Annotated in this window: 19 protein-coding genes and 1 pseudogene; 9 read left to right on the top strand and 11 right to left on the bottom strand. The window is 38.7% G+C overall.

The genetic code is table 11. From position 1 onward, the window contains the following. Nucleotides 1–43: 43 nt before the first annotated feature. From ERX35_RS05590 to ERX35_RS11570, 3 genes are all read left to right on the top strand, one after another. Complete coding sequence (locus ERX35_RS05590; RefSeq protein ID WP_149458945.1) at nucleotides 44–1,399, top strand: MATE family efflux transporter; 1,356 nt, start codon at nucleotides 44–46, stop codon at nucleotides 1,397–1,399. 140 nt (nucleotides 1,400–1,539) lie between these two features. Then, a complete protein-coding gene (locus ERX35_RS11575) occupies nucleotides 1,540–1,689 on the top strand; it encodes a class I SAM-dependent methyltransferase (protein WP_246143126.1) in 150 nt (49 codons plus the stop codon). Between the two features lie 277 nt (nucleotides 1,690–1,966). Next, nucleotides 1,967–2,269: a hypothetical protein gene (locus ERX35_RS11570; protein WP_246143125.1), complete on the top strand. Its 303-nt coding sequence runs from the start codon at nucleotides 1,967–1,969 to the stop codon at nucleotides 2,267–2,269. A gap of 57 nt (nucleotides 2,270–2,326) precedes the next feature. Here ERX35_RS11570 and ERX35_RS11695 read toward each other — a convergent pair whose 3' ends face one another. Continuing rightward, nucleotides 2,327–2,557, bottom strand: a complete 231-nt coding sequence (locus tag ERX35_RS11695) for a DUF2316 family protein (protein WP_425463256.1) — start codon at nucleotides 2,555–2,557, stop codon at nucleotides 2,327–2,329. A gap of 53 nt (nucleotides 2,558–2,610) precedes the next feature. Beyond that, a pseudogene (locus ERX35_RS05575) lies at nucleotides 2,611–3,639 on the bottom strand (NAD-dependent epimerase/dehydratase family protein). A 108-nt stretch (nucleotides 3,640–3,747) separates the two neighbouring features. Between ERX35_RS05575 and ERX35_RS05570 the strand changes: the two are divergent. From ERX35_RS05570 to ERX35_RS05555, 4 genes are all read left to right on the top strand, one after another. Further along, nucleotides 3,748–4,284, top strand: a complete 537-nt coding sequence (locus tag ERX35_RS05570; RefSeq protein ID WP_149458943.1) for a TetR/AcrR family transcriptional regulator — start codon at nucleotides 3,748–3,750, stop codon at nucleotides 4,282–4,284. A gap of 2 nt (nucleotides 4,285–4,286) precedes the next feature. After that, entirely contained in the window at nucleotides 4,287–4,988 is a 702-nt protein-coding gene (locus tag ERX35_RS05565; protein ID WP_149458942.1) for an SDR family NAD(P)-dependent oxidoreductase, read from the top strand. A gap of 22 nt (nucleotides 4,989–5,010) precedes the next feature. Further along, on the top strand, nucleotides 5,011–5,841 hold the full coding sequence (locus ERX35_RS05560) for an alpha/beta hydrolase (protein WP_149458941.1): 831 nt from the start codon (nucleotides 5,011–5,013) through the stop codon (nucleotides 5,839–5,841). 197 nt (nucleotides 5,842–6,038) lie between these two features. After that, complete coding sequence (locus ERX35_RS05555; RefSeq protein WP_149458940.1) at nucleotides 6,039–7,040, top strand: amidohydrolase family protein; 1,002 nt, start codon at nucleotides 6,039–6,041, stop codon at nucleotides 7,038–7,040. A 41-nt stretch (nucleotides 7,041–7,081) separates the two neighbouring features. On the opposite strand, the gene ERX35_RS05550 is transcribed toward ERX35_RS05555, so the two are convergent. Together ERX35_RS05550 and ERX35_RS05545 are read right to left on the bottom strand one after the other, a co-directional pair. Beyond that, on the bottom strand, nucleotides 7,082–7,579 hold the full coding sequence (locus ERX35_RS05550; RefSeq protein ID WP_149458939.1) for a GNAT family N-acetyltransferase: 498 nt from the start codon (nucleotides 7,577–7,579) through the stop codon (nucleotides 7,082–7,084). A 60-nt stretch (nucleotides 7,580–7,639) separates the two neighbouring features. Next, a complete protein-coding gene (locus ERX35_RS05545) occupies nucleotides 7,640–8,227 on the bottom strand; it encodes a TetR/AcrR family transcriptional regulator (RefSeq protein ID WP_149458938.1) in 588 nt (195 codons plus the stop codon). A gap of 157 nt (nucleotides 8,228–8,384) precedes the next feature. Here ERX35_RS05545 and ERX35_RS05540 point away from each other — a divergent pair, with 157 nt between their 5' ends. Continuing rightward, a complete protein-coding gene (locus ERX35_RS05540) occupies nucleotides 8,385–10,067 on the top strand; it encodes a CocE/NonD family hydrolase (RefSeq protein WP_149458937.1) in 1,683 nt (560 codons plus the stop codon). 353 nt (nucleotides 10,068–10,420) lie between these two features. Continuing rightward, complete coding sequence (locus ERX35_RS05535) at nucleotides 10,421–11,416, top strand: IS30 family transposase (protein WP_281290583.1); 996 nt, start codon at nucleotides 10,421–10,423, stop codon at nucleotides 11,414–11,416. A 14-nt stretch (nucleotides 11,417–11,430) separates the two neighbouring features. Here ERX35_RS05535 and ERX35_RS11535 read toward each other — a convergent pair whose 3' ends face one another. The 7 genes from ERX35_RS11535 to walK all read right to left on the bottom strand — a co-directional run bounded on the left by ERX35_RS11535 (nucleotide 11,431) and on the right by walK (nucleotide 18,539). Continuing rightward, the gene (locus tag ERX35_RS11535) at nucleotides 11,431–12,402 is read right to left on the bottom strand and encodes a hypothetical protein (protein WP_211359985.1); all 972 of its coding nucleotides are present in this window, start codon (nucleotides 12,400–12,402) and stop codon (nucleotides 11,431–11,433) included. A gap of 91 nt (nucleotides 12,403–12,493) precedes the next feature. Beyond that, on the bottom strand, nucleotides 12,494–12,997 hold the full coding sequence (locus ERX35_RS05525; RefSeq protein ID WP_149458935.1) for a GNAT family N-acetyltransferase: 504 nt from the start codon (nucleotides 12,995–12,997) through the stop codon (nucleotides 12,494–12,496). Nucleotides 12,998–13,074: 77 nt separating this feature from the next. After that, on the bottom strand, nucleotides 13,075–13,554 hold the full coding sequence (gene rlmH, locus ERX35_RS05520) for a 23S rRNA (pseudouridine(1915)-N(3))-methyltransferase RlmH (RefSeq protein WP_149458934.1): 480 nt from the start codon (nucleotides 13,552–13,554) through the stop codon (nucleotides 13,075–13,077). 240 nt (nucleotides 13,555–13,794) lie between these two features. After that, nucleotides 13,795–14,577, bottom strand: coding sequence for an MBL fold metallo-hydrolase (locus tag ERX35_RS05515; RefSeq protein WP_170234569.1), 783 nt, complete (start codon nucleotides 14,575–14,577; stop codon nucleotides 13,795–13,797). A 26-nt stretch (nucleotides 14,578–14,603) separates the two neighbouring features. Next, nucleotides 14,604–15,383, bottom strand: a complete 780-nt coding sequence (locus ERX35_RS05510; protein WP_170234554.1) for a two-component system regulatory protein YycI — start codon at nucleotides 15,381–15,383, stop codon at nucleotides 14,604–14,606. Further along, on the bottom strand, nucleotides 15,383–16,690 hold the full coding sequence (locus tag ERX35_RS05505; protein WP_170234553.1) for a YycH family regulatory protein: 1,308 nt from the start codon (nucleotides 16,688–16,690) through the stop codon (nucleotides 15,383–15,385). Before ERX35_RS05505 ends, ERX35_RS05510 begins: the two co-directional genes overlap by 1 nt. Continuing rightward, complete coding sequence (gene walK, locus ERX35_RS05500) at nucleotides 16,683–18,539, bottom strand: cell wall metabolism sensor histidine kinase WalK (protein ID WP_149458930.1); 1,857 nt, start codon at nucleotides 18,537–18,539, stop codon at nucleotides 16,683–16,685. The genes ERX35_RS05505 and walK overlap by 8 nt, the downstream gene beginning before the upstream one ends. Nucleotides 18,540–18,542: the final 3 nt, after the last annotated feature.

The following is an 18,542-nucleotide window of genomic DNA, read 5'->3' as shown; positions in this document are numbered from 1 at the left end:
TATTTAATTTAGATATCTAATTAATTTTAAGGAGATTATATCAATGGAAGATAAAAGTTTATATTATTTCGAAGAAGCACCAATTACAAAATCAATTATGCATTTCTCATTACCGATGATTATAGGAACATTACTTAGCGTTATTTACAGCATTCTCAATATATATTTTATCGGTTTTTTAAACGATAGTCATATGATTTCAGCACTTACTTTAACAACGCCTATATTCGCTCTATTTATGGGCCTTGGTAATTTGTTTGGTGTAGGAGGAGGAACATATATTTCACGTTTAATGGGAGAGAAGAACTATACTAAGAGCCAACAAGTGTCCAGCATTGCATTTTACGGGGCCCTGTTACTAGGAATTGTTATTATCATAGCGTCCCTCCCTTTCGTCAATCAAATTTCAACCTATTTAGGGGCAACAGGGATGACACTGACGTATACGAATGAATATATGAATATCATGCTCATCAGTGCTCCCTTTGTCTTACTGTTCTTTGCACTGGAACAACTTGTTCGAGCAGTGGGATCACCCATTATCAGTATGATAGGTATGATTGCAAGCGTCATACTCAATATAATTTTGGATCCATTACTCATTTTTCAATTTGATATGGGCGTAACCGGAGCAGCATTAGGCACGTTACTTGCCAACTTGATAGGTAGTGCTTATTACATCGGATATATTATGACGAAGAGTACAACTTTATCTGTAAAATGGAAAGACTTAAAGGTGAGTAAAGAAGTGTTGACTGAAATCTTTAAAATAGGTATTCCAGCTTTCGTAATGAGTGTTTTAATGGGGTTTGTAGGGTTAGTATTTAATCTGTTCCTAGTCAACTACGGTAACGAAGCAGTAGCGTCATACGGCATTCAATTTCGTCTAGTTCAGTTCCCTGAATTAATTGTGATGGGATTGTGTGAAGGTGTTGTACCGCTTATCGCTTATAACTTTATGTCTAATAAGAAACGAATGAATCAAACAGTGAAAACAATTATTGTGATGATTTTAGCATTAGTCGTTGTTAGCATTGCTGTTGTATTTATATTTGGACACTCTTTAGTCGGACTGTTTACAACAGATTCAGCAATTATTAATTTGACAGTTTATATGCTGCGTGTAACAGTTACTTCACTCTTTTTGAACGGCGTAGGTTTTATGTTGATTGGAATGTTACAAGCAACAGGGCAAGGAAAGGCATCGATGGTGATGGCCATTGCGCAGGGCGTCATTATTATCCCAACTTTATACGTATTGAATCACTTTTTTAATTTGCACGGCGTCATCTGGTCATTACTCGTCGCAGAAACACTTATTGCATTACTCGCTATAGTAATTGTCTACAGTTTACGCAAAGAATTAACAGTTGATACAAAAGAATTAATGGAGATATAAATAAAGTTGCTGCACCTTATCTATAAAGTACGGGTTCAGTTGTTATAATGATATGAATTGATTTTTCTCCATCAATAATGAACTATATATTCATAAGACTAATCAAATTTTAAATGATTTAACGACAAAGGATGAATAACATGAGAAATGATTTTACATTAAGATTATTACAACAAGCTGGTATTTCAGAGGGCATGCATGTATTAGATGTTGGATGTGGGCATGGTGAAGTCACTCAGGTGATTCTGGAACTGGTTGGTAAATCAGGCAGTGTAACTGCATTGATATGAACGAGCAGCTACTAACAATGGCAGAAGCAAATAATCACTTCAATAACGTTTCATATCATCAAATGGATATATAGCAGCTAGACGAGCTAGATCAGTACGATGCCATAGTCGGTCGCAGAATCTTAATGTACTTGCCTGATGCAGTTAAAGTACTGCGTGAATTAAACAAGCATCTCAAAACTGGTGGAGTCATTGCTTTTCAGGAAAGTGATGCATTAGCTTCCGGCATAGGAGCAGATTCCTTTCCCCTCCATCTCCCCTTGCGCTAAAACGTGTTTTGAAGACAATAGAATGTGAGGGTGGCAATATCAATATCGGCCAGCAGCTATATAGTAAATTTGTTGAGTCGGGTTACGATGAGCCCAAAGTCATGTCAGAAGTCATTATTCAATCCTCATCTTCTGGCAGCGATTTATTCTGGTTAACTCAGGTGATGCATGCACGTATGCTCGAGCATCATGTCATTGATGAACAATTGAATCTAGACTTACTGGAGAAAGAAATGGACCTGGAATTAAGTAGTACCAATGCTTCATTTGTCAGAGATGTCATATTTGGTGTTTGGAGCATTAAAGATTAATCTCATCAAACAGGAAAAAACCTTCTGTAATAAATACAGAAAGCTTTTTTCATTTCTTCAGTTTCTCCAAGGTGTTTCATATGAAAACCATCGATTTGATTTGACATCCGCCAGTTTTGTAAAGGGGCGCATGGGTAGGTGATGCTCTTTGAGTTCGTCCTCCAAGTATTCTCTTAGCATCCATACATGAGCAGGGTTAGGTGAGTCCATAGAAAGCACCTGTTGCAGCTGCGCTATCGTCACGGACATTTCACTTGCTACTTGTTCTTCTGAATAACCGAGACGAATGAAATCTCCTGCAGTTCAAATTTCGTATCTTCAGTTTCCTGTCTATTTACATGTTACTTTTCCTCGAGCAGCTGATACTTTACTAGACTATCTGCTGCATGTAGAATCGCTTCTTCTTTAGTAGATACCGGTGTCCAGCCGAGTATTTCTTTAGCATGCTGATTGCTGACATTTCTATTCATGTTTAGTAGTAGCCTTCCTTCTTTTGCACTAGGAACCACTCTACCCATCACATTCAAAATCCAGTCCGGCACACTTTAATCAGAGATTTTATCAGCTATTTCAGGGCGATCACGTTTTAACAGTTGTGCAATCTCAGGCATTGAAATAGCGCCGTCACTTGAAGCTATAAATCGTTCATTCTTAGCAGCTGGAGTTATCATAGCACGGATATGCAAGTCAGCCACATCTCGTACATCAACAACGTTAAGTGGAATATTAGGAACTCTTGACATACTGCCGTTTAGTAGGTTCTTAACAAGTCCAAAGCTTCCTGTTACATGTTCACCCAAGAATGGTCCTAAAATAGCGACCGGATTGATTGTTACAAGTTCAATATCATGCTCTTTAACATATGCCCATGCACGCTGCTCAGCAAGTAATTTCGACTTCTCATAGACAGAAATTCCCGGCTCATTAACATCTGTCCAGTCTTCTTCAGTTGTTTCACCTGTTTTCTTACTAAAACCAACCGCCCCAAAGTTCGAAGTCATGACCACTCGCTTCACATGTGTATTTTTTGCGGCTTTTAAAATCCGGATAATCCCCTCTTGAGAAGGCTTAATGATTTCTTCTTCATTCTTAGGATGATGAAAGAAGACTGGTGATCCAATACTTAATACATAATCACAGTCCTGAATAATCTCTTCCCAATTGTCATCCTTTGATAAATCTGCTGCAGCAAATTCGAGATGACTTACATCCTTTACACCATTTGCCTACATCGTCTGAATGACTTCGTCTTGTTTTTTCAGATTTCTAAGAGTGGTCTTAACGTGATATCCCTTATTTAGTAACTGCAGTATGGTATGCATTGCGAGAAATCCTGATCCACCTGTGACTAGTACTTTTTCTGTTGTCATAGTATGCTCCTTTAATTGCGTTCAAACATTTGAACTTTCTAAATTTCTTGTATATAATAAACGGATAGTTATCCACTTGTCAATTTTATTAGTATAGGAGTTTCTAATTTGAGAAAAGATGCTTTGGAAAATAGAAAACGAATTGAAGAAAAGGCGGTGATGCTGTTTCACGAAAATGGTGTAGACGCAGTGAGTATGAATCGTATTTCACAGGAATTAAATATTGGTATGGCAACTCTTTATCGTAACTTTTCCGATAAAGCAGCTCTCTGCTACCAGTTGATTGTCAATGATTTCAGTGACTTGTTTGAACAGTTTGACAAGATACAGCAATCATCCTTAAGTAACAAAGTTAAATTGCAACGTTACATCGACCTCTTCCTCACATTCAAATCAGATCACATCGAACTGCTTAGATGCGTGGAACAGGATGAGAAAAAAAATGATTTTAGGGAGACTGAAATTTATAGTCAACTCTACGGCTATTTCTTTGAACTATTTAATGAAGCAGCTACATTCAAGGCAGATATGCTGATGACTGCCATGACTACACAAAGCTATCATTATCAGAAAGAAAAACGTCATTTAACAAATGAAGGATTTCGCGAGCAGCTTATAAATTTATTTATGCATGAGGAGGATTAACATTGAGAGTTGTTTTTATAACAGGCGGTAATAAAGGATTAGGTTATGAAGCTGCGAAGCAACTTGTAACGAAAGGTTATAAAGTCTATATCGGCTCCCGCGATTTAGTTCGTGGTAAAGAGACCGCTCAAACAATCGGAGCATACGCCATACAAGTAGATGTAACTGATGAGATATCTGTTCAAAAAGCAGCTGATCGGCTTAATCAGATAGAAGGTAAAGTTGATATTTTAATTAACAATGCAGGCATTTCTGGTGGGTTTAACCCGCCCCGTGATATCACTGTCGAAACGATGACAGCTGTCTATAACACAAATGTCTTCGGTATTGTTCGTATGATGAGACATTTCATCCCATTACTTGAACAATCTGCACAGCCTGTTGTCGTTAATGTCAGTAGTGGCCTTGGTTCCTTCGATATGGTTACAAACCCTGAAACGATGGAATCTAAAGTTAATTCACTTGCTTATTGTTCATCGAAGTCAGCCGTTAATATGCTGACACTTCAGTACGCAAAAGGACTTCCACATATACAGATTAACTCAGCCGACCCTGGTGCTACTAATACTGATTTAGTCGGAGATGCCAGCAATAATGCTAAACCTGCATCTGAGGGAATCATTCCAATCATCAGATTAGCAACTATAGATGCCAATGGCCCCACAGGCACTTTTGAAAATCAACATGGCACTATGTCCTGGTAAATTAAATATAGGAGGAATATAAATGGAAACATTAAAGTTAAAAGGCGCAAATTTAAATTATCATAAGATGGGTCATGGTCCAGTCCTCATCTGTATACCGGGTGCAAATGGCACAGGTGATATCTTTTTACCACTGGCTAAAGAACTAGCAAATGATTTTGCGATCGTTGCAGTAGACCGCAGAGGGTATGGTGCAAGTGAACTGACTGAACCACTACCTGCATCTGCTGAAAATGCAGTAGATGATTACCGTGTGACACGTGATGCAGCAGATATCGCAGCACTTGCGGAAGAGCTTAGCGATGAGCCCGTCTACATCATGGGTTCAAGCTCGGGCTCTATTGTTGCTATGCACGTTTTAAAAAATCATCCGGAAATCGTGAAGAAAATTGCGTTTCATGAGCCACCAATCAATTCATTCTTACCTGATAAAGTTCACTGGCAGCAGAAAAATAACGAAATCGTTGATATGGGATTATCCGGTGATATGCCTGGCGCGATGCAACTCTTCGGAGAGACATTACATATCGCTCCTATTGATGAAGAAATGATGGCTGCGCCAGCACCTACACCTGAAGAGGAAAAAATCCGACGCGAAGAGATGAAGAACTGGATGAAATACGAAATCAGACAATATACAACATCTGATATAACTGTCGATGATTTAAAACAATATAAAGAGCGAATCACGCTACTCAACGGTACGGATTCAACAGGTTCTTTTCCACAAGATGTTAACTTCTATTTGGAGAAAGAAGCAGGATTAAAGTTAGTAGATATCCCGGGCGGACATTTAGGATATATTCAAAAAACTAGTGGCTTTGCAGCCACTCTCAAAGAGCTATGGCAATAAAAAAGTATTTACTTTGTCACCCCCCAGATTGAAATATAAAGTTCAATTCCAGGAGGATATCACTACTATCTATTAATTTTGAAAAATCAATAATAAACATCGATAATATCTACGTTTTCTAATGATAGTAAGTTTATAAGAAAACTCCACAAAGCTTTAAAATTATATTTTTTATTATTTGAATAGGGGTGTTATTCATGAAATCTATTACATTTGAAGAACATTTTACTTTACAGGAAGTGCAGGATGCATGGCCCGATATTAAACCAGATGCTGATGGTGTGCCGTTAGGTAAGATGTTGAAAGCACTGGAATTTAAGACAGGTTTTACTGACCAGGATGAATTAACAAGCCATCATCAAGAACGACTGCAGTTCATGGATGAACAATCAATCGGTGTTCAAGTCCTCTCTTATGGTAACCGTGCCCCATCCGGTCTGACAGGACAACAAGCCGTTGAGCTATGCAGATTGTCAAACGACCGGCTTGCTGAATATATTCAGCAGCACCCTGATCGTTTCTTAGGTTTCGCAGTCCTGCCTATCAATGAACCTGAAGCTGCAGTCCAGGAAATGGAACGTGCCATTAAAGAACTAGGATTTAAAGGTGTCCTTATTGCAGGACATCCTGCAGACGGTTTTCTTGAACAACCACAATATGCAGGTATATTTGCTAAAGCTGAAGCACTTGACATCCCTATCTATCTGCATCCAGCACCAATCGGTTCTCTGCCTTACCAACATTATTATAAAAGTGATGCCTATTCTGATGAAACAGCTGCATCATTTGCGTCATTCGGTTATGGCTGGCATGTTGAAGTTGGACTGCATGCCATCCGCCTCGTCCTCAGCGGACTCTTTGACCGTCATCCAAATCTGCAGATGATTATCGGACACTGGGGAGAATTCACTCCATTCTTCCTTGAAAGAATGGACGAAGCTTTGATGGCAGATCACTTAGAACACCCTATTAGCTATTATTTTAAAAACAATTTCTATATTACACCGAGTGGCATGTTAACTCGTCCGCAATTTGATATGGTAAGGGAAGCATTTGGTATTGAACGTATTCTCTATGCAGCTGATTATCCATATATTCGTCCAGATAATATGGCATCGTTCCTTGAAAGTCTCGATTTAACTTATGAAGACCAGGAACGTATTGCTTTCCGTAATGCTGAAAGACTGCTTAAACTTTAATACATGCAAATGAAAATACACACGCCACAGCGTGTGTATTTTTACTTATTCAGCAGCTTTTCATAACAGTTAAACTTAAACGGTTTTCCGTGAAAATTAATCTGTCCTTTCAATTGATAATCTAAACGCTGAAAGATCTTATTCATTTCGATATTCATTGATGAAGTATCAGATCTTATAACTGTAATATGCTGATCAACAGCTGATTGTTCAGCAAACTGTATTAATTGTGTCGCATATCCTCCCTGACGATCAGCGGGATTAACAGCCAGCCGATGTATAACCAGATAATCTCTTTTATGCCAATCAAGTTCATCATATTCTTCAGGGGTTTCTTGGTTAAGCACAATAAATCCTTTAATTTCTTCTCTGTCTTCCAATATATACAGCGTCCGCTCCCGAATATCTTTTAGAAAGTCTTCTCTCAACGGATAATGCTCATCCCATTGAGGATTATAGGAATCTTTCATCTCATTGACAGTATGATGGACGATAATCATAATCTCATCTAAATCTTTCACTTCTGCCAGCCGATACATTTAAAACCACCTCTTCATTCGTACTGATTAGTGTATAAATTGCTACGATATAATAGCCCATCATCTTCTTCCTTTCATTTCAACTTCTTCCTCAATAATGCCTGCCGGGCCATGCGTAATCAATTTATAGAAATGCTGCGCTAAATCTTCACTGCTCATTCTATCTGTATCCTGCACCCAGTGCTTAATAAGTGCAATCCCTGCCCCGGATACATAACTCATAAAGTAATCAAAGGGAATAGCACCTATCGTATCATCTTTCTTTCTAAATAGACTCAAATGCACATTGATCAGCCGATAAAGTTTATCTTCGATATTACTATCCTTTAAATTAAAAGCAAAGTAATAATAATCCATGTGCTCATCTATATGATTTACCAGCCCGTCGATTACATCTACAACAGCGTAGGTGCTTTGAACGGCTGTATGTCCGATAGCGTGATGAATCAACTTGATATAATCATCTTCAATCTTATCAAGCAGATCGTATTTATCATAATAATGCGCATAAAATGTACTTCGATTAATATTTGCTTGATCTGCGATGGCCTGCACAGTAACTTGTTCGAATTGTTTAGTAGAGGAAATTTCGAAAAATGCTTGTTTAATCGCTTCCTGTGATTTATTAATTCTTCTGTCTTGTTTCATTACGCCTCCTGCAGAGTATATATTTCATTTCATTGTCCTACAATGATAGTCAATCTGTTGGAAAACCTACAATACACCTGATATTGATGATTGTAACACGTTTGCTTAAGTCTTATGATGATGACATCAACATAAGGTAAAGAAAGGAATGATTATCATGAACCAGCAATTAATGGGCAATCCTGAACTCACTGTAACTGATGCAGCAGAATTGCATGAAGGACTTAATCATATCGTAGTAGATAGCATCCAGTACGGCTATCAGGAAATGATCATGGAGAAAGATCTTCCTGTTACGATGGTAGACGGCCACGTATTATATGTGAATGTCTTCCGACCAAATAAAGCCGGACAATTTCCCGTTGTTATCTCAGCAGATACATACGGTAAAGACAATAAACCTAAAATAACAAATATGGGACCGGTATGGCCGACACTCGGTCCTATCCCAACTTCTAGTTTCACTCCTGAAGAGTCGCCTGATCCAGGTTTCTGGGTTCCTAATGATTATGTCGTTGTAAAAGTTGCACTTCGCGGCAGCGCAGGTTCGCTGGGCGCATTAAAACCATGGGGATTAGACGAAGCGAAAGATTACGCCGAAGTGATTGAATGGGCCGGCCGTCAGCAGTGGAGTAATGGCAATGTCGGTACGAACGGTGTATCTTATCTTGCTGTCACACAGTGGTGGGTTGCTTCACTTCAACCGAAACATTTAAAAGCAATGATTCCATGGGAAGGTCTCAATGATATGTACCGTGAAATCGCCTTCCACGGCGGAATTCCTGATACCGGATTTTATCGCTTCTGGCATCAAGGGCTTATGATGAGATGGCCGGACAATCAACAGATTGAAAACTTGCCGGCCCAACAGCAGAATCACCCATTGTTCGATGATTACTGGAAAGGTAAACAAGCTGATTTAAGTGCCATTCACATCCCTATCCTTGCATGTGCTAGCTGGTCAACGCAAGGTCTTCACAACAGAGGCAGCTTCGAAGGATTTAAGCAGGCAGCTTCTCACCAAAAATGGCTGTATGTTCATGGCAGAAAAGAATGGGAAACATATTATACACGTGAAGCATTAGAAATGCAGAAAGCTTTCTTTGATTATTTCCTTAAAGGCATAGAGAATGACTGGACTGAAACACCTGCCGTCAGCTATGAATTACGAGACAAATTCTATAAAGGAACACGAAAAGAAGCTAAAGCATGGCCACTGCCTGAAACTACAGCAGAAGCTTATTACTTAAATGCTGACAGCTTAATGATGGAACAGCAGTGTCCAGCTGAAGAAGCAGTTATTTCATATGATAGCTCATCAGAAAATGATGAAGTACGCTTTACAAAAACATTTGACCAGAAAACAGAGCTCACAGGCAATATGAAGTTGAAACTGTGGGTATCTTCTGAAGAAGCTGATGATATGGATTTATTTATCGGTATTAAAAAACTTGACAGAAATGGTGCTGAAGTTCATTTCCCTGACTTTAACCACATTGAAAAAGGACAGGTGGCTGCAGGCTGGCTACGTGTATCTCACAGAGCACTTGATACAGAAAGATCCACTCCATTGCAACCATGGTTGAAACATGAGGAACGACAATTAATGAAACCTGGCGAAATCGTTTCAGCAGAAGTAGAGATTTTACCATCAGGGACTTTGTTTAAAGTAGGCGAAAGTATTCAAGTGGTTATCAAAGCAAGCGAAGTGATTAAAGGAAGCAGTACATTTGGTGCTAAAACACGTTACGAACATACAGAAACCGTAAACAATGGACGCTATCACATTCATACAGGTAAACACTACGATTCGCATTTACTCGTTCCCGTGATTAAATAGAAAAACAAATAATAGAACGAAGAACCTGATGCGTTTGTCTCCAACTATACTGAGATGTCTCAGTCGCTAATACGTATGCGAACTTCTGAACGGTCAGAACAATTTTCAAGTTAAAAAACTAGACAGATCCAACCCATGAACTCCTACAAGAGCAAGTAGCAGTTTTATAGGTTATTATCAAATGAAAGAATCTGGGATAAAAATAACTAATTCTTTGATTTAGGACGTACTTTAATAAAAAACGGAAATTCCAAATTGGAATTTCCGTTTTTAAATGCAAAAAAGAGACTGTTCGCCGATTGTAAAATTAAGCTAGACAACTAAAAAAGCCTTCTGAGCTAAACTCAATATGTATTTCCGACCAAAGAAAACATAAGGAGTTAGCACAAATGACCTATACATGTCTTACCACGGATGAACTTGCGTTCATAGAATCATATTATCACCAGAATCTTCCGGTCAGTGAGATTTGCCGAAGAATTAAGCGTTCAAGACAGACCGTCTATAATGTGATTAATGCTTTCAAAAAAGGAGTATCTGCACTAGAGTTCTATCAAAACTATAAGAAAAGAAAATCCCTTTGTGGAAGACATAAAATCGTCCTTCCTAATCGTCAGATCAGTTATATTCGAGAAAGAATAGCCGACGGCTGGACACCTGACACTATCATAGGCAGAAATGAAGAACCTATCAGCTGTTCTGTCAAAACTCTGTACAGAATGTTCAGGGAAGATATTCTTCCTGTTCAATCACTTCCGATGAAAGGGAAAAGAAAACCTAACGGTCATCATGAGAAAAGAGGTCGTCAGACTTTCAAACGTCACATTTCAGAAAGAACAGTTGAATTTCCCGACTTTGATAGAGAGTTCGGTCATCTTGAAGGCGATACGATTGTTGGTCGTCGTCATGGTAGCGCAGTCATCACCCTTGTTGAACGAGTTTCTAAGATGATCATCACCCTACGACTGGAAGGTCGCAAGGCATCCGACATTGAAAAAGCATTAAACAGTATGTTCTCGGCTTTACCTTATCGTCTCTTTAAATCCATTACATTCGACTGCGGTAAAAAGTTTTCCAGCTGGAAGTCAATCAGTAACCAACACGATATATCTATCTTTTTTGCTGATCCAGGGACACTTTCGCAGCGTGGTCTAAATGAACATTCAAATGGAATGCTCAGGAGAAATGGCCTGGACAAAGATATGGATTTCAACACAGTTACGGATGACTATATTATCCAAGTTGCACATTCGCTAAATAATCGACCTAGAAAATCTCTTGGTTACAGGACACCATTGGAAGTATTTATGAGTTTCATCGAAGATGAGAAGTTGTCTAGCTTATTTTGACAAACGAAATGATATTAATATGGTAATTTTGTGATACTAACCTTTGTACCTTCAAACATATGATTTTTCAATAGTAATTCAAATTCTTTTTTGTTATCAGCTTTAGCTCGATTTACAATTACTTCCTTGAGCATTTCTGGTTTCATTTTACAAACTGCAAATGGTTTATCGTTCATTTGAGTTTCAGGATTTAAAGAACTATCACTATTTATATTTTGTATAATATAACGAATTTCTTCCTCCTGTCTTAAATATGGATTTTTAAAAAATAGAGAGAAGAAATATAATGCTTGTACTATCCCTAAAATCACTTCCGACATGTCTGGTGAATCATACTTAATATTGTCATGTGCAACAATCCATGCTCTAGCTAATTCTTTAATATAATCGAGTTGTATTTGAAGATTATATTCTACTTTTAAAGGAAATACATAAGCATTTCCAATTGTATATTCATCAAGTGTCGATCGTCCTCTCGAATAATATTCACCAAGATTTCGCATTATTTCTGAATTTTCAAAACCTAAGGCAAGTTCACCATAGTTTGACAATGCCTGTGAATAATTATTTTCACTAAAACTCCAAACGTAAGTATCATAAGGTAACTCGGTGTTTAACCTTTTTATCATGGAAACAACATCTTCCGGGGCATTCAAGTTTTTTAATTCACTTTCCATTAACTCATAAACATATTTCACTTCATTAGTATCATTCATATAGTGTATAGATCCAATTAAGAATTGCTTAGATACTATAATTTTTTCAAATGCTTCAACATTAGTATAATGGTATAAGTTTTTTACCACTTTTGGATCAGCATAAAATTGACGAGCAATTATTTCTGGTTGTACACTTCTATAAAATTTAGAATTTACATCATAACAGTCATTTAATAATTGTAAACCATCTGTATTCATAGATAGTACCATTTCTTTTGTATTTCTAGGTACATCTTTACTTTTTAAAAGTTCATTTAATTTATCCATAAATTCTCACCCCACTATTAGAAATATTATGTCTATAAATTCATCGTATGTTTCAAAAATAATTTATTATGACATTACTTACAAACCCTTTCTATTCTCTACTGGCTCTTTGAACAATATGATGCACACCATTCTTTTCAAATAAATTATGTTGCTTCATTCCTATTTTTGCAGCTACCTTTTGAGAAGGTAGATTATCTATAGTTGAATATGAATATATTTGTTCAAATCCCAAAACATCAAAAGCATATTCCATACATGCATTTGCTGCTTCAGTTGCATAACCTTTATTACAGTATCCTTTAATAATATGAAATCCAATCTCAGGTAGTACTTCTCCATCAATATTTTGCATCGTTATACCACAACCACCTAAAAAAGTCCCATCCTCCTTCAGAATAACCGCCCATAAACCGCAATTATATGTAGCATAATTTTCGATATTCCACTTAATCCATTCTTCAACCTCATGCTCATTAAACGGATGATCATAGTATTGCATAGAGTCATAATCAGACAATACTTTAGAAAGAGAGTATTTATCTTCTGTTCGTAATTCTCTTAAAATCAAACGTTCTGTTTCTAGTATCGTCATAAAAATCACACTCTCTATTTCAATAATTTATGTAAAGTGTACTCAAAAAACGTTATTGAAGATTGTTAAAAACCTCATCACTTATGATACGCCTGCCCTTTCATAATCCTAAAACTCCGATACACTTGCTCCAGCAGTATCACTTTCATCATCTGATGAGGAAAGGTCATTTTGCTGAAGGAGAGTTTATAATTGGATCTGGCGCTGACACTACTATGCAGGCCGTTCGAGCCACCGATGATGAAGGTGAGATGGCTTTTGCCCATATTCATATTGTTTTCGATATGATTCGAGAGTTCAACTGAATCCAGCTGCTTCCCTTGTATTTCCAGTGTATAGACATAGCTGTCGTCTTTCACTTTACTCAATATACGCTCCGCTTCTTTCTTCTTCGCGATTTCAATATCCTTGTCACTCATATGATCCGTGTCTTTCTCATCCTGTACTTCTATCAGTTCTATTTTCGTATACGCACCTAACCGCTTCACATACTCATCCACAGCCTGCTTCCAATACTTCTCTTTTAACTTACCCACAGTAATGATCGTTATTTTCATATATATTCATCCTTTTTACATAACTTATCCTAGTTATCCACAAGTTATTCAGTTATTCACATTTCACAACCCTTATTTTACACTGTTTAATCACTTTAATGTCATTTTTATTAACGTTATCTTTGCATAAACATAAAAAAGATGCCCATTTTACCGGACATCTTTATACATTGTGGATAACTCGATACTTACCCACAGAGTTATCCACTATCTTATGTGAAGTATTGTAAATATATTTAACTACAGTTCATAAATCATCGTCGCAAAGTCTTTATCCGTATCATACAGCACGACATCGTTTTGCGTATCGATATCATGCTCATTCAGCACCTGCTCCACACTCATCCGCGCTAAATCTTTCATATTGTTATCCCGCGATAAATGCGATAAGTAGATCCGCTTCGTCGACCCGGTGATCACTTCACGCATCGCATACGCCGCATCTTCATTGGACACGTGGCCTTCATCGCTCAATATCCGCTGCTTTGTCTTCCACGGATATCTGCCCATGCGCAGCATGTCGACATCATGATTGCTCTCAAAGACGAAGCAGTCACTGCCGTGAATCATCCCTTTCATGCGGTCTGAGACGTAGCCTGTATCAGTAATAAGAGACAATTTCTTATAGTCGTTGTGGAAGATGTAGAACTGCGGATCGATGGCGTCATGCGAGACGTTGAACGATTCAATGTCAAATCCCGCGATAGACTTTGTCTCATAAGGGTTGAAGATAAACTTCTGATCGGACGGTATATTCCCGTCTTTCCGCTCAATTGCCTTCCACGTGTTCTCATTGGCATACACCGGTAGTTTATACTTTCTCGCTAGAACACCTAGTCCTTTAATGTGATCCACATGTTCATGCGTCACAAGTATCCCTTTCAAGTCTTTAATATCGCGGTCAATCTGATTGAACAGTGCTTCCATTTTTTTACCGGTCAGGCCGACATCTACCAGCAGTGCGCCTTTATCACTTTCGACATATGTTGCATTACCGGTCGAGCCGCTTGCCAGTACGGACATTTTTATCAAGATTATCACTCACTTCGTTACTTCAATATAGTTTCTTCAGGCTGCAGCGCATCGACATACACTGTTTCATGTTTGCCGCTGTTATGAATAATGGCTACTTGCCATGTAGGTTTCAGCACTTGCCCTTCGATATTCGGGCTTACGGAATAATAGCCTAGTCTGACAGCTTCTACTTCATCTCCTGAATGAAGGACATTCTGATAGTACAATGTTTCCAGTGCTTGTCTCGGTTCAATGACCTGCTTCTTCTCATTGTTTTTCCCAAGTCCAATCTGCAAGTCATCTAAATATGTCTGTTTATAGCTTTTAATCATATTATTGCTGTCATATTCAAACATGATTTGTGCCGTTTCATTGCTTAAAATCGGATAGTTCTCAAACATCTGCTCATAATAGATGCGTTTGTTTTTACGGTCAATACCGCTGAGTATATACTCGGACCCTTCATAGATTTCGTCGTCGATATAGCTGTCCAGTGCTTTAGCTATAACGGGTGCCTCTATTTTAGGAAGATAGATGGTTTTGTTGACGGCTGTAGAGACAACAGTCGCTTTCTTCTTATCTTTGTCGTCCGTATAAAATACTTTGCTTGTTCCAGAGACATAATTTAATTCCACATCTTTAGTCGGCAGCATTTTCGGCAGTTTAATGTTTTCTTTTGTGAATGACAATGTTTTTTCGTCTTGTGTATCAATTTTATGAGACTGCTGCACTTTATTATAGTAAATGTAGCCGAGACAAATATTCATCACAAGAAAGACAAAGATGAAGAGTGAACTTGCATGTTTCCAATCCACTATTTCAGCCTCCCGTCTTCGTATTTCTTCCATTCACCTTGATATTCAATATACCAGCTCGGTTCAAAGAGCAGTGTCGTCTGCAGCTGCAGGTCATTCGGTGCTGATGTCTTCATTTCATAGCCGATGATCATATGCGTAATGTCCTCATAGTTATAGCGTCTATTAGAAGCTAACGCAAAGCGCACCTGTTCTGCAGTCGGCAAGTTTTTAGTAGTGCTTGTCGAAGGTACTGCGACACTTGTAGAGAAGAGGCCTCGTCGATATTCATAGACTTCATTCTCTCCCCAGGTGACGTTGATCTCAGATAACCCGCTTTGATTGAAGACTGGAAGTCCGCTTAAAAACATCTGGTAGTTGATGGCATGATTATCCTGCCGTATAGAGAATAGACGATAATCATCAGTGAATCCGCCGTGCTTACTAATAAAGCTGAACGAATTTACTAAGTTCTCCTCTGGATCCGGTTTAACGCTGTCTGTTTCTGATAAGTTATTGTACTTGTAAATCGAATTCTGTGTAATGGAGACGACTCCAGTATTGCCGAAATATGTCGTCGGTCCATTTTTACGCGTCCGTTCAATCACGTGCTCCTTTTCGTCAAGCACGGCATTATTGATATCCTCAACATTAATTCTATCAGCCATATAGCGGTAAGTCTTGGCATGGTCCGAACTGAACGGTGCATACACATTTGTTTTCTCATCCGTTGTCTTTTCATTAGTAATAATGCCGCTGTATTTAATCATACGGCCGTCATATGTTTTAAGCAGTTTGTTGAACGACGCACTTTTAGCGGTCGTTTCCACTCTCAGCATTTTATCAGCTGATAATAAGTAAAGCGTCAGTTCCGGTCCGCTGTCACTATCGATAATCAGCCGGTTGAACTGATGTTTATCGACAAACTTATTGTTTAAATTCAGCACACTTGTTAAATACATATCGTTCGGCATATTGACAGTAAAATCAAAAATAATGTATTTCTTCCCGATTTCTGATGTCAGATTGTTAGCGAGCAGTGTTGTCTTCTTCACTTTACTGCCGGCAATCTTGTCCGTGAAATCCATGATGGCATCGACATCAGAAGTCCCTTTCACATTCTGCTCCTCGTAGGAAATCATTTGAAAAGGCATAAATATACTTCTAATATTATCGTTATTTCGTGGACCAATCGTCGGTGTTTTTTCGTCTGGTGATGTTTCTACATTGGTCAGTTCAGGTGTATAATTCCAGATTTTATAAGTCAGAATCACACTTGAAATAATCAAACTGAAAAGCAGGAGGCTTTTCATCACATCTTTAAACATCCCAATCACCATCATCCAGCACTTCACAAGGAAGTGTAATGTAAACTGAAGTGCCCTGACCTTCTTTACTGTTAGCCCATATACGGCCGTCATGCGCTTCTACAATCTCTTTACTAATCGCAAGTCCAAGTCCTGTACCACCCATATTGCGGGTTCTTGCTTTATCTACACGGAAGAAGCGGTCAAAGATTTTATCCACCTTATTAAGTGGAATACCGATACCGTTATCTTTAATCTGAATCGTCATCCGGTTGAATAGCATATTCTGTTTCACGTGGAATTCTACTTTTTTCTTACCTTTTGAGTATTTCAATGCATTGGAAATGACATTGTCAAATACTTGGGTCATTTTATCGGGATCAATCTCAACAAATATACCCGCCTTCGGAATATCTCTGACGAATGTCGCGTTCTTTCCTTCTGTCATTTCAAAGCGGTTGATGATTTTATGGATGAACATATTGAAATCAATCAGTTCTTTGCTTAATACTTCGCCGGAGTTGTCCATTTTAGATAACTGCAGCAGGTCATTGACGAGACGAATCATCCGGTCTGTCTCTTCACGTGTGACTGTAAGAAATTGCGGTGCAAGTTCAGGATTCTGCCATGCCCCTTCTTCCAGCGCCTCAATATAACTGCGCATCGATGTGAGCGGTGTCCGGAGCTCATGAGAAACGTTCGCGACGAATTCGCGACGTTCATTTTCAACGTGGTGCTGCTCTGTGACGTCATGCAGAACAGCGATATAGCCATTGATAAATCCGGTGTCCTGAATAATAGTAGAAAAGCTCGCCCGCACAATCAACTGTTCTTTTTCATTGATATCCATAATGATGCCGCCGGAGTTATCCTGCAGTTCTTCCATGGAATAGTGCTCTTCAATTTTAAGGACATCTAGTACATGACGTCCTTCTATTTCATCGCGGTTCATATCGAGCATTTTAAGTGCCATATCATTGACGATACGCACCCGTCCTCGTCTGTCTGTCGCAATAACGCCATCACTCATATGCGTGATGACAGAATCAAGCCGCCGCTTCTCACTTTCAGTGTTAGCCTGGGCTTCCTGCACCCGTTTCGCGAGATTGTTGAACGTCAGCGCGAGCTCTCCGATTTCGTCACCGCCATATACTTTAACGCGGTTCGTATAGTTCCCTTTTGACATCTCTAACGCCTGATTACGCATATCAGCAATCGGTTTTGTAATGGTTCTCGCAATAAAGAATCCGAGGATACCAGTGATGAGGAGTGATAATCCTGTCCCGATAATGAAAATCTGGTTGATCTTATCCAGCTGCTGGTAAATCGTTTCTATTGTTGATTCGACATGGATAACGCCGACAAGTCTGTCATTGACCGTAATCGGTTCGTTCAACACCCAGACTCGTTCTTTCGAGCTGCCGATATTTCTCAGCTGAATACGGTCATTACCTGTACCTAATGACAGTGCTTTTTGTATTTGTGTATCTTTATTTTTCTGGATGGAAGGAGAATTGCCATTATTCTTACTGGACACTATGACCAGTTCATCGCTGTTGACTACTCTTATGTCGTCGATATCTGACCGTGATTCACCGATACCGGAGCGCGAGGAATATTCATCGACGATGTTTTGTATCTCACTTTGAGTATTTTCAGCGCTGCCGCTGTCCTGATATGCCTTCTGTATGTCGTAGTCAATCTGCTTCACTTGACGTGTAACATTACCTTTGAAGTTCTCTGTCAGCTCTTTTTCGAGGTTATTCGTGAAATAAAGACCGATGATCTGCATACCGATGATAATAAGCAGCACATAAATTAACACTAATTTAATATGGAGGGATTGTAAATTCTTCAAAAACTTCTTCATTGA

The organism is Macrococcus equipercicus (assembly GCF_004359525.2).
Taxonomy (GTDB): domain Bacteria; phylum Bacillota; class Bacilli; order Staphylococcales; family Staphylococcaceae; genus Macrococcus; species Macrococcus equipercicus.
This window is presented reverse-complemented; position numbering and strand designations above follow the sequence as displayed.

Coding starts and splice junctions, on each gene's coding strand:
- ERX35_RS05525 (WP_149458935.1), bottom strand. CDS start 12,997: ATGACGATACTAGAAACAGAACGTTTGATTTTAAGAGAATTACGAACA.
- ERX35_RS05545 (WP_149458938.1), bottom strand. CDS start 8,227: ATGAAACAAGACAGAAGAATTAATAAATCACAGGAAGCGATTAAACAA.
- rlmH (WP_149458934.1), bottom strand. CDS start 13,554: ATGAAAATAACGATCATTACTGTGGGTAAGTTAAAAGAGAAGTATTGG.
- ERX35_RS05515 (WP_170234569.1), bottom strand. CDS start 14,577: ATGTCCGTACTGGCAAGCGGCTCGACCGGTAATGCAACATATGTCGAA.
- ERX35_RS05590 (WP_149458945.1), top strand. CDS start 44: ATGGAAGATAAAAGTTTATATTATTTCGAAGAAGCACCAATTACAAAA.
- ERX35_RS05505 (WP_170234553.1), bottom strand. CDS start 16,690: ATGTTTAAAGATGTGATGAAAAGCCTCCTGCTTTTCAGTTTGATTATT.
- ERX35_RS11535 (WP_211359985.1), bottom strand. CDS start 12,402: ATGGATAAATTAAATGAACTTTTAAAAAGTAAAGATGTACCTAGAAAT.
- ERX35_RS05540 (WP_149458937.1), top strand. CDS start 8,385: ATGAACCAGCAATTAATGGGCAATCCTGAACTCACTGTAACTGATGCA.
- ERX35_RS11575 (WP_246143126.1), top strand. CDS start 1,540: ATGAGAAATGATTTTACATTAAGATTATTACAACAAGCTGGTATTTCA.
- walK (WP_149458930.1), bottom strand. CDS start 18,539: ATGAAGAAGTTTTTGAAGAATTTACAATCCCTCCATATTAAATTAGTG.
- ERX35_RS05555 (WP_149458940.1), top strand. CDS start 6,039: ATGAAATCTATTACATTTGAAGAACATTTTACTTTACAGGAAGTGCAG.
- ERX35_RS05550 (WP_149458939.1), bottom strand. CDS start 7,579: ATGTATCGGCTGGCAGAAGTGAAAGATTTAGATGAGATTATGATTATC.
- ERX35_RS05560 (WP_149458941.1), top strand. CDS start 5,011: ATGGAAACATTAAAGTTAAAAGGCGCAAATTTAAATTATCATAAGATG.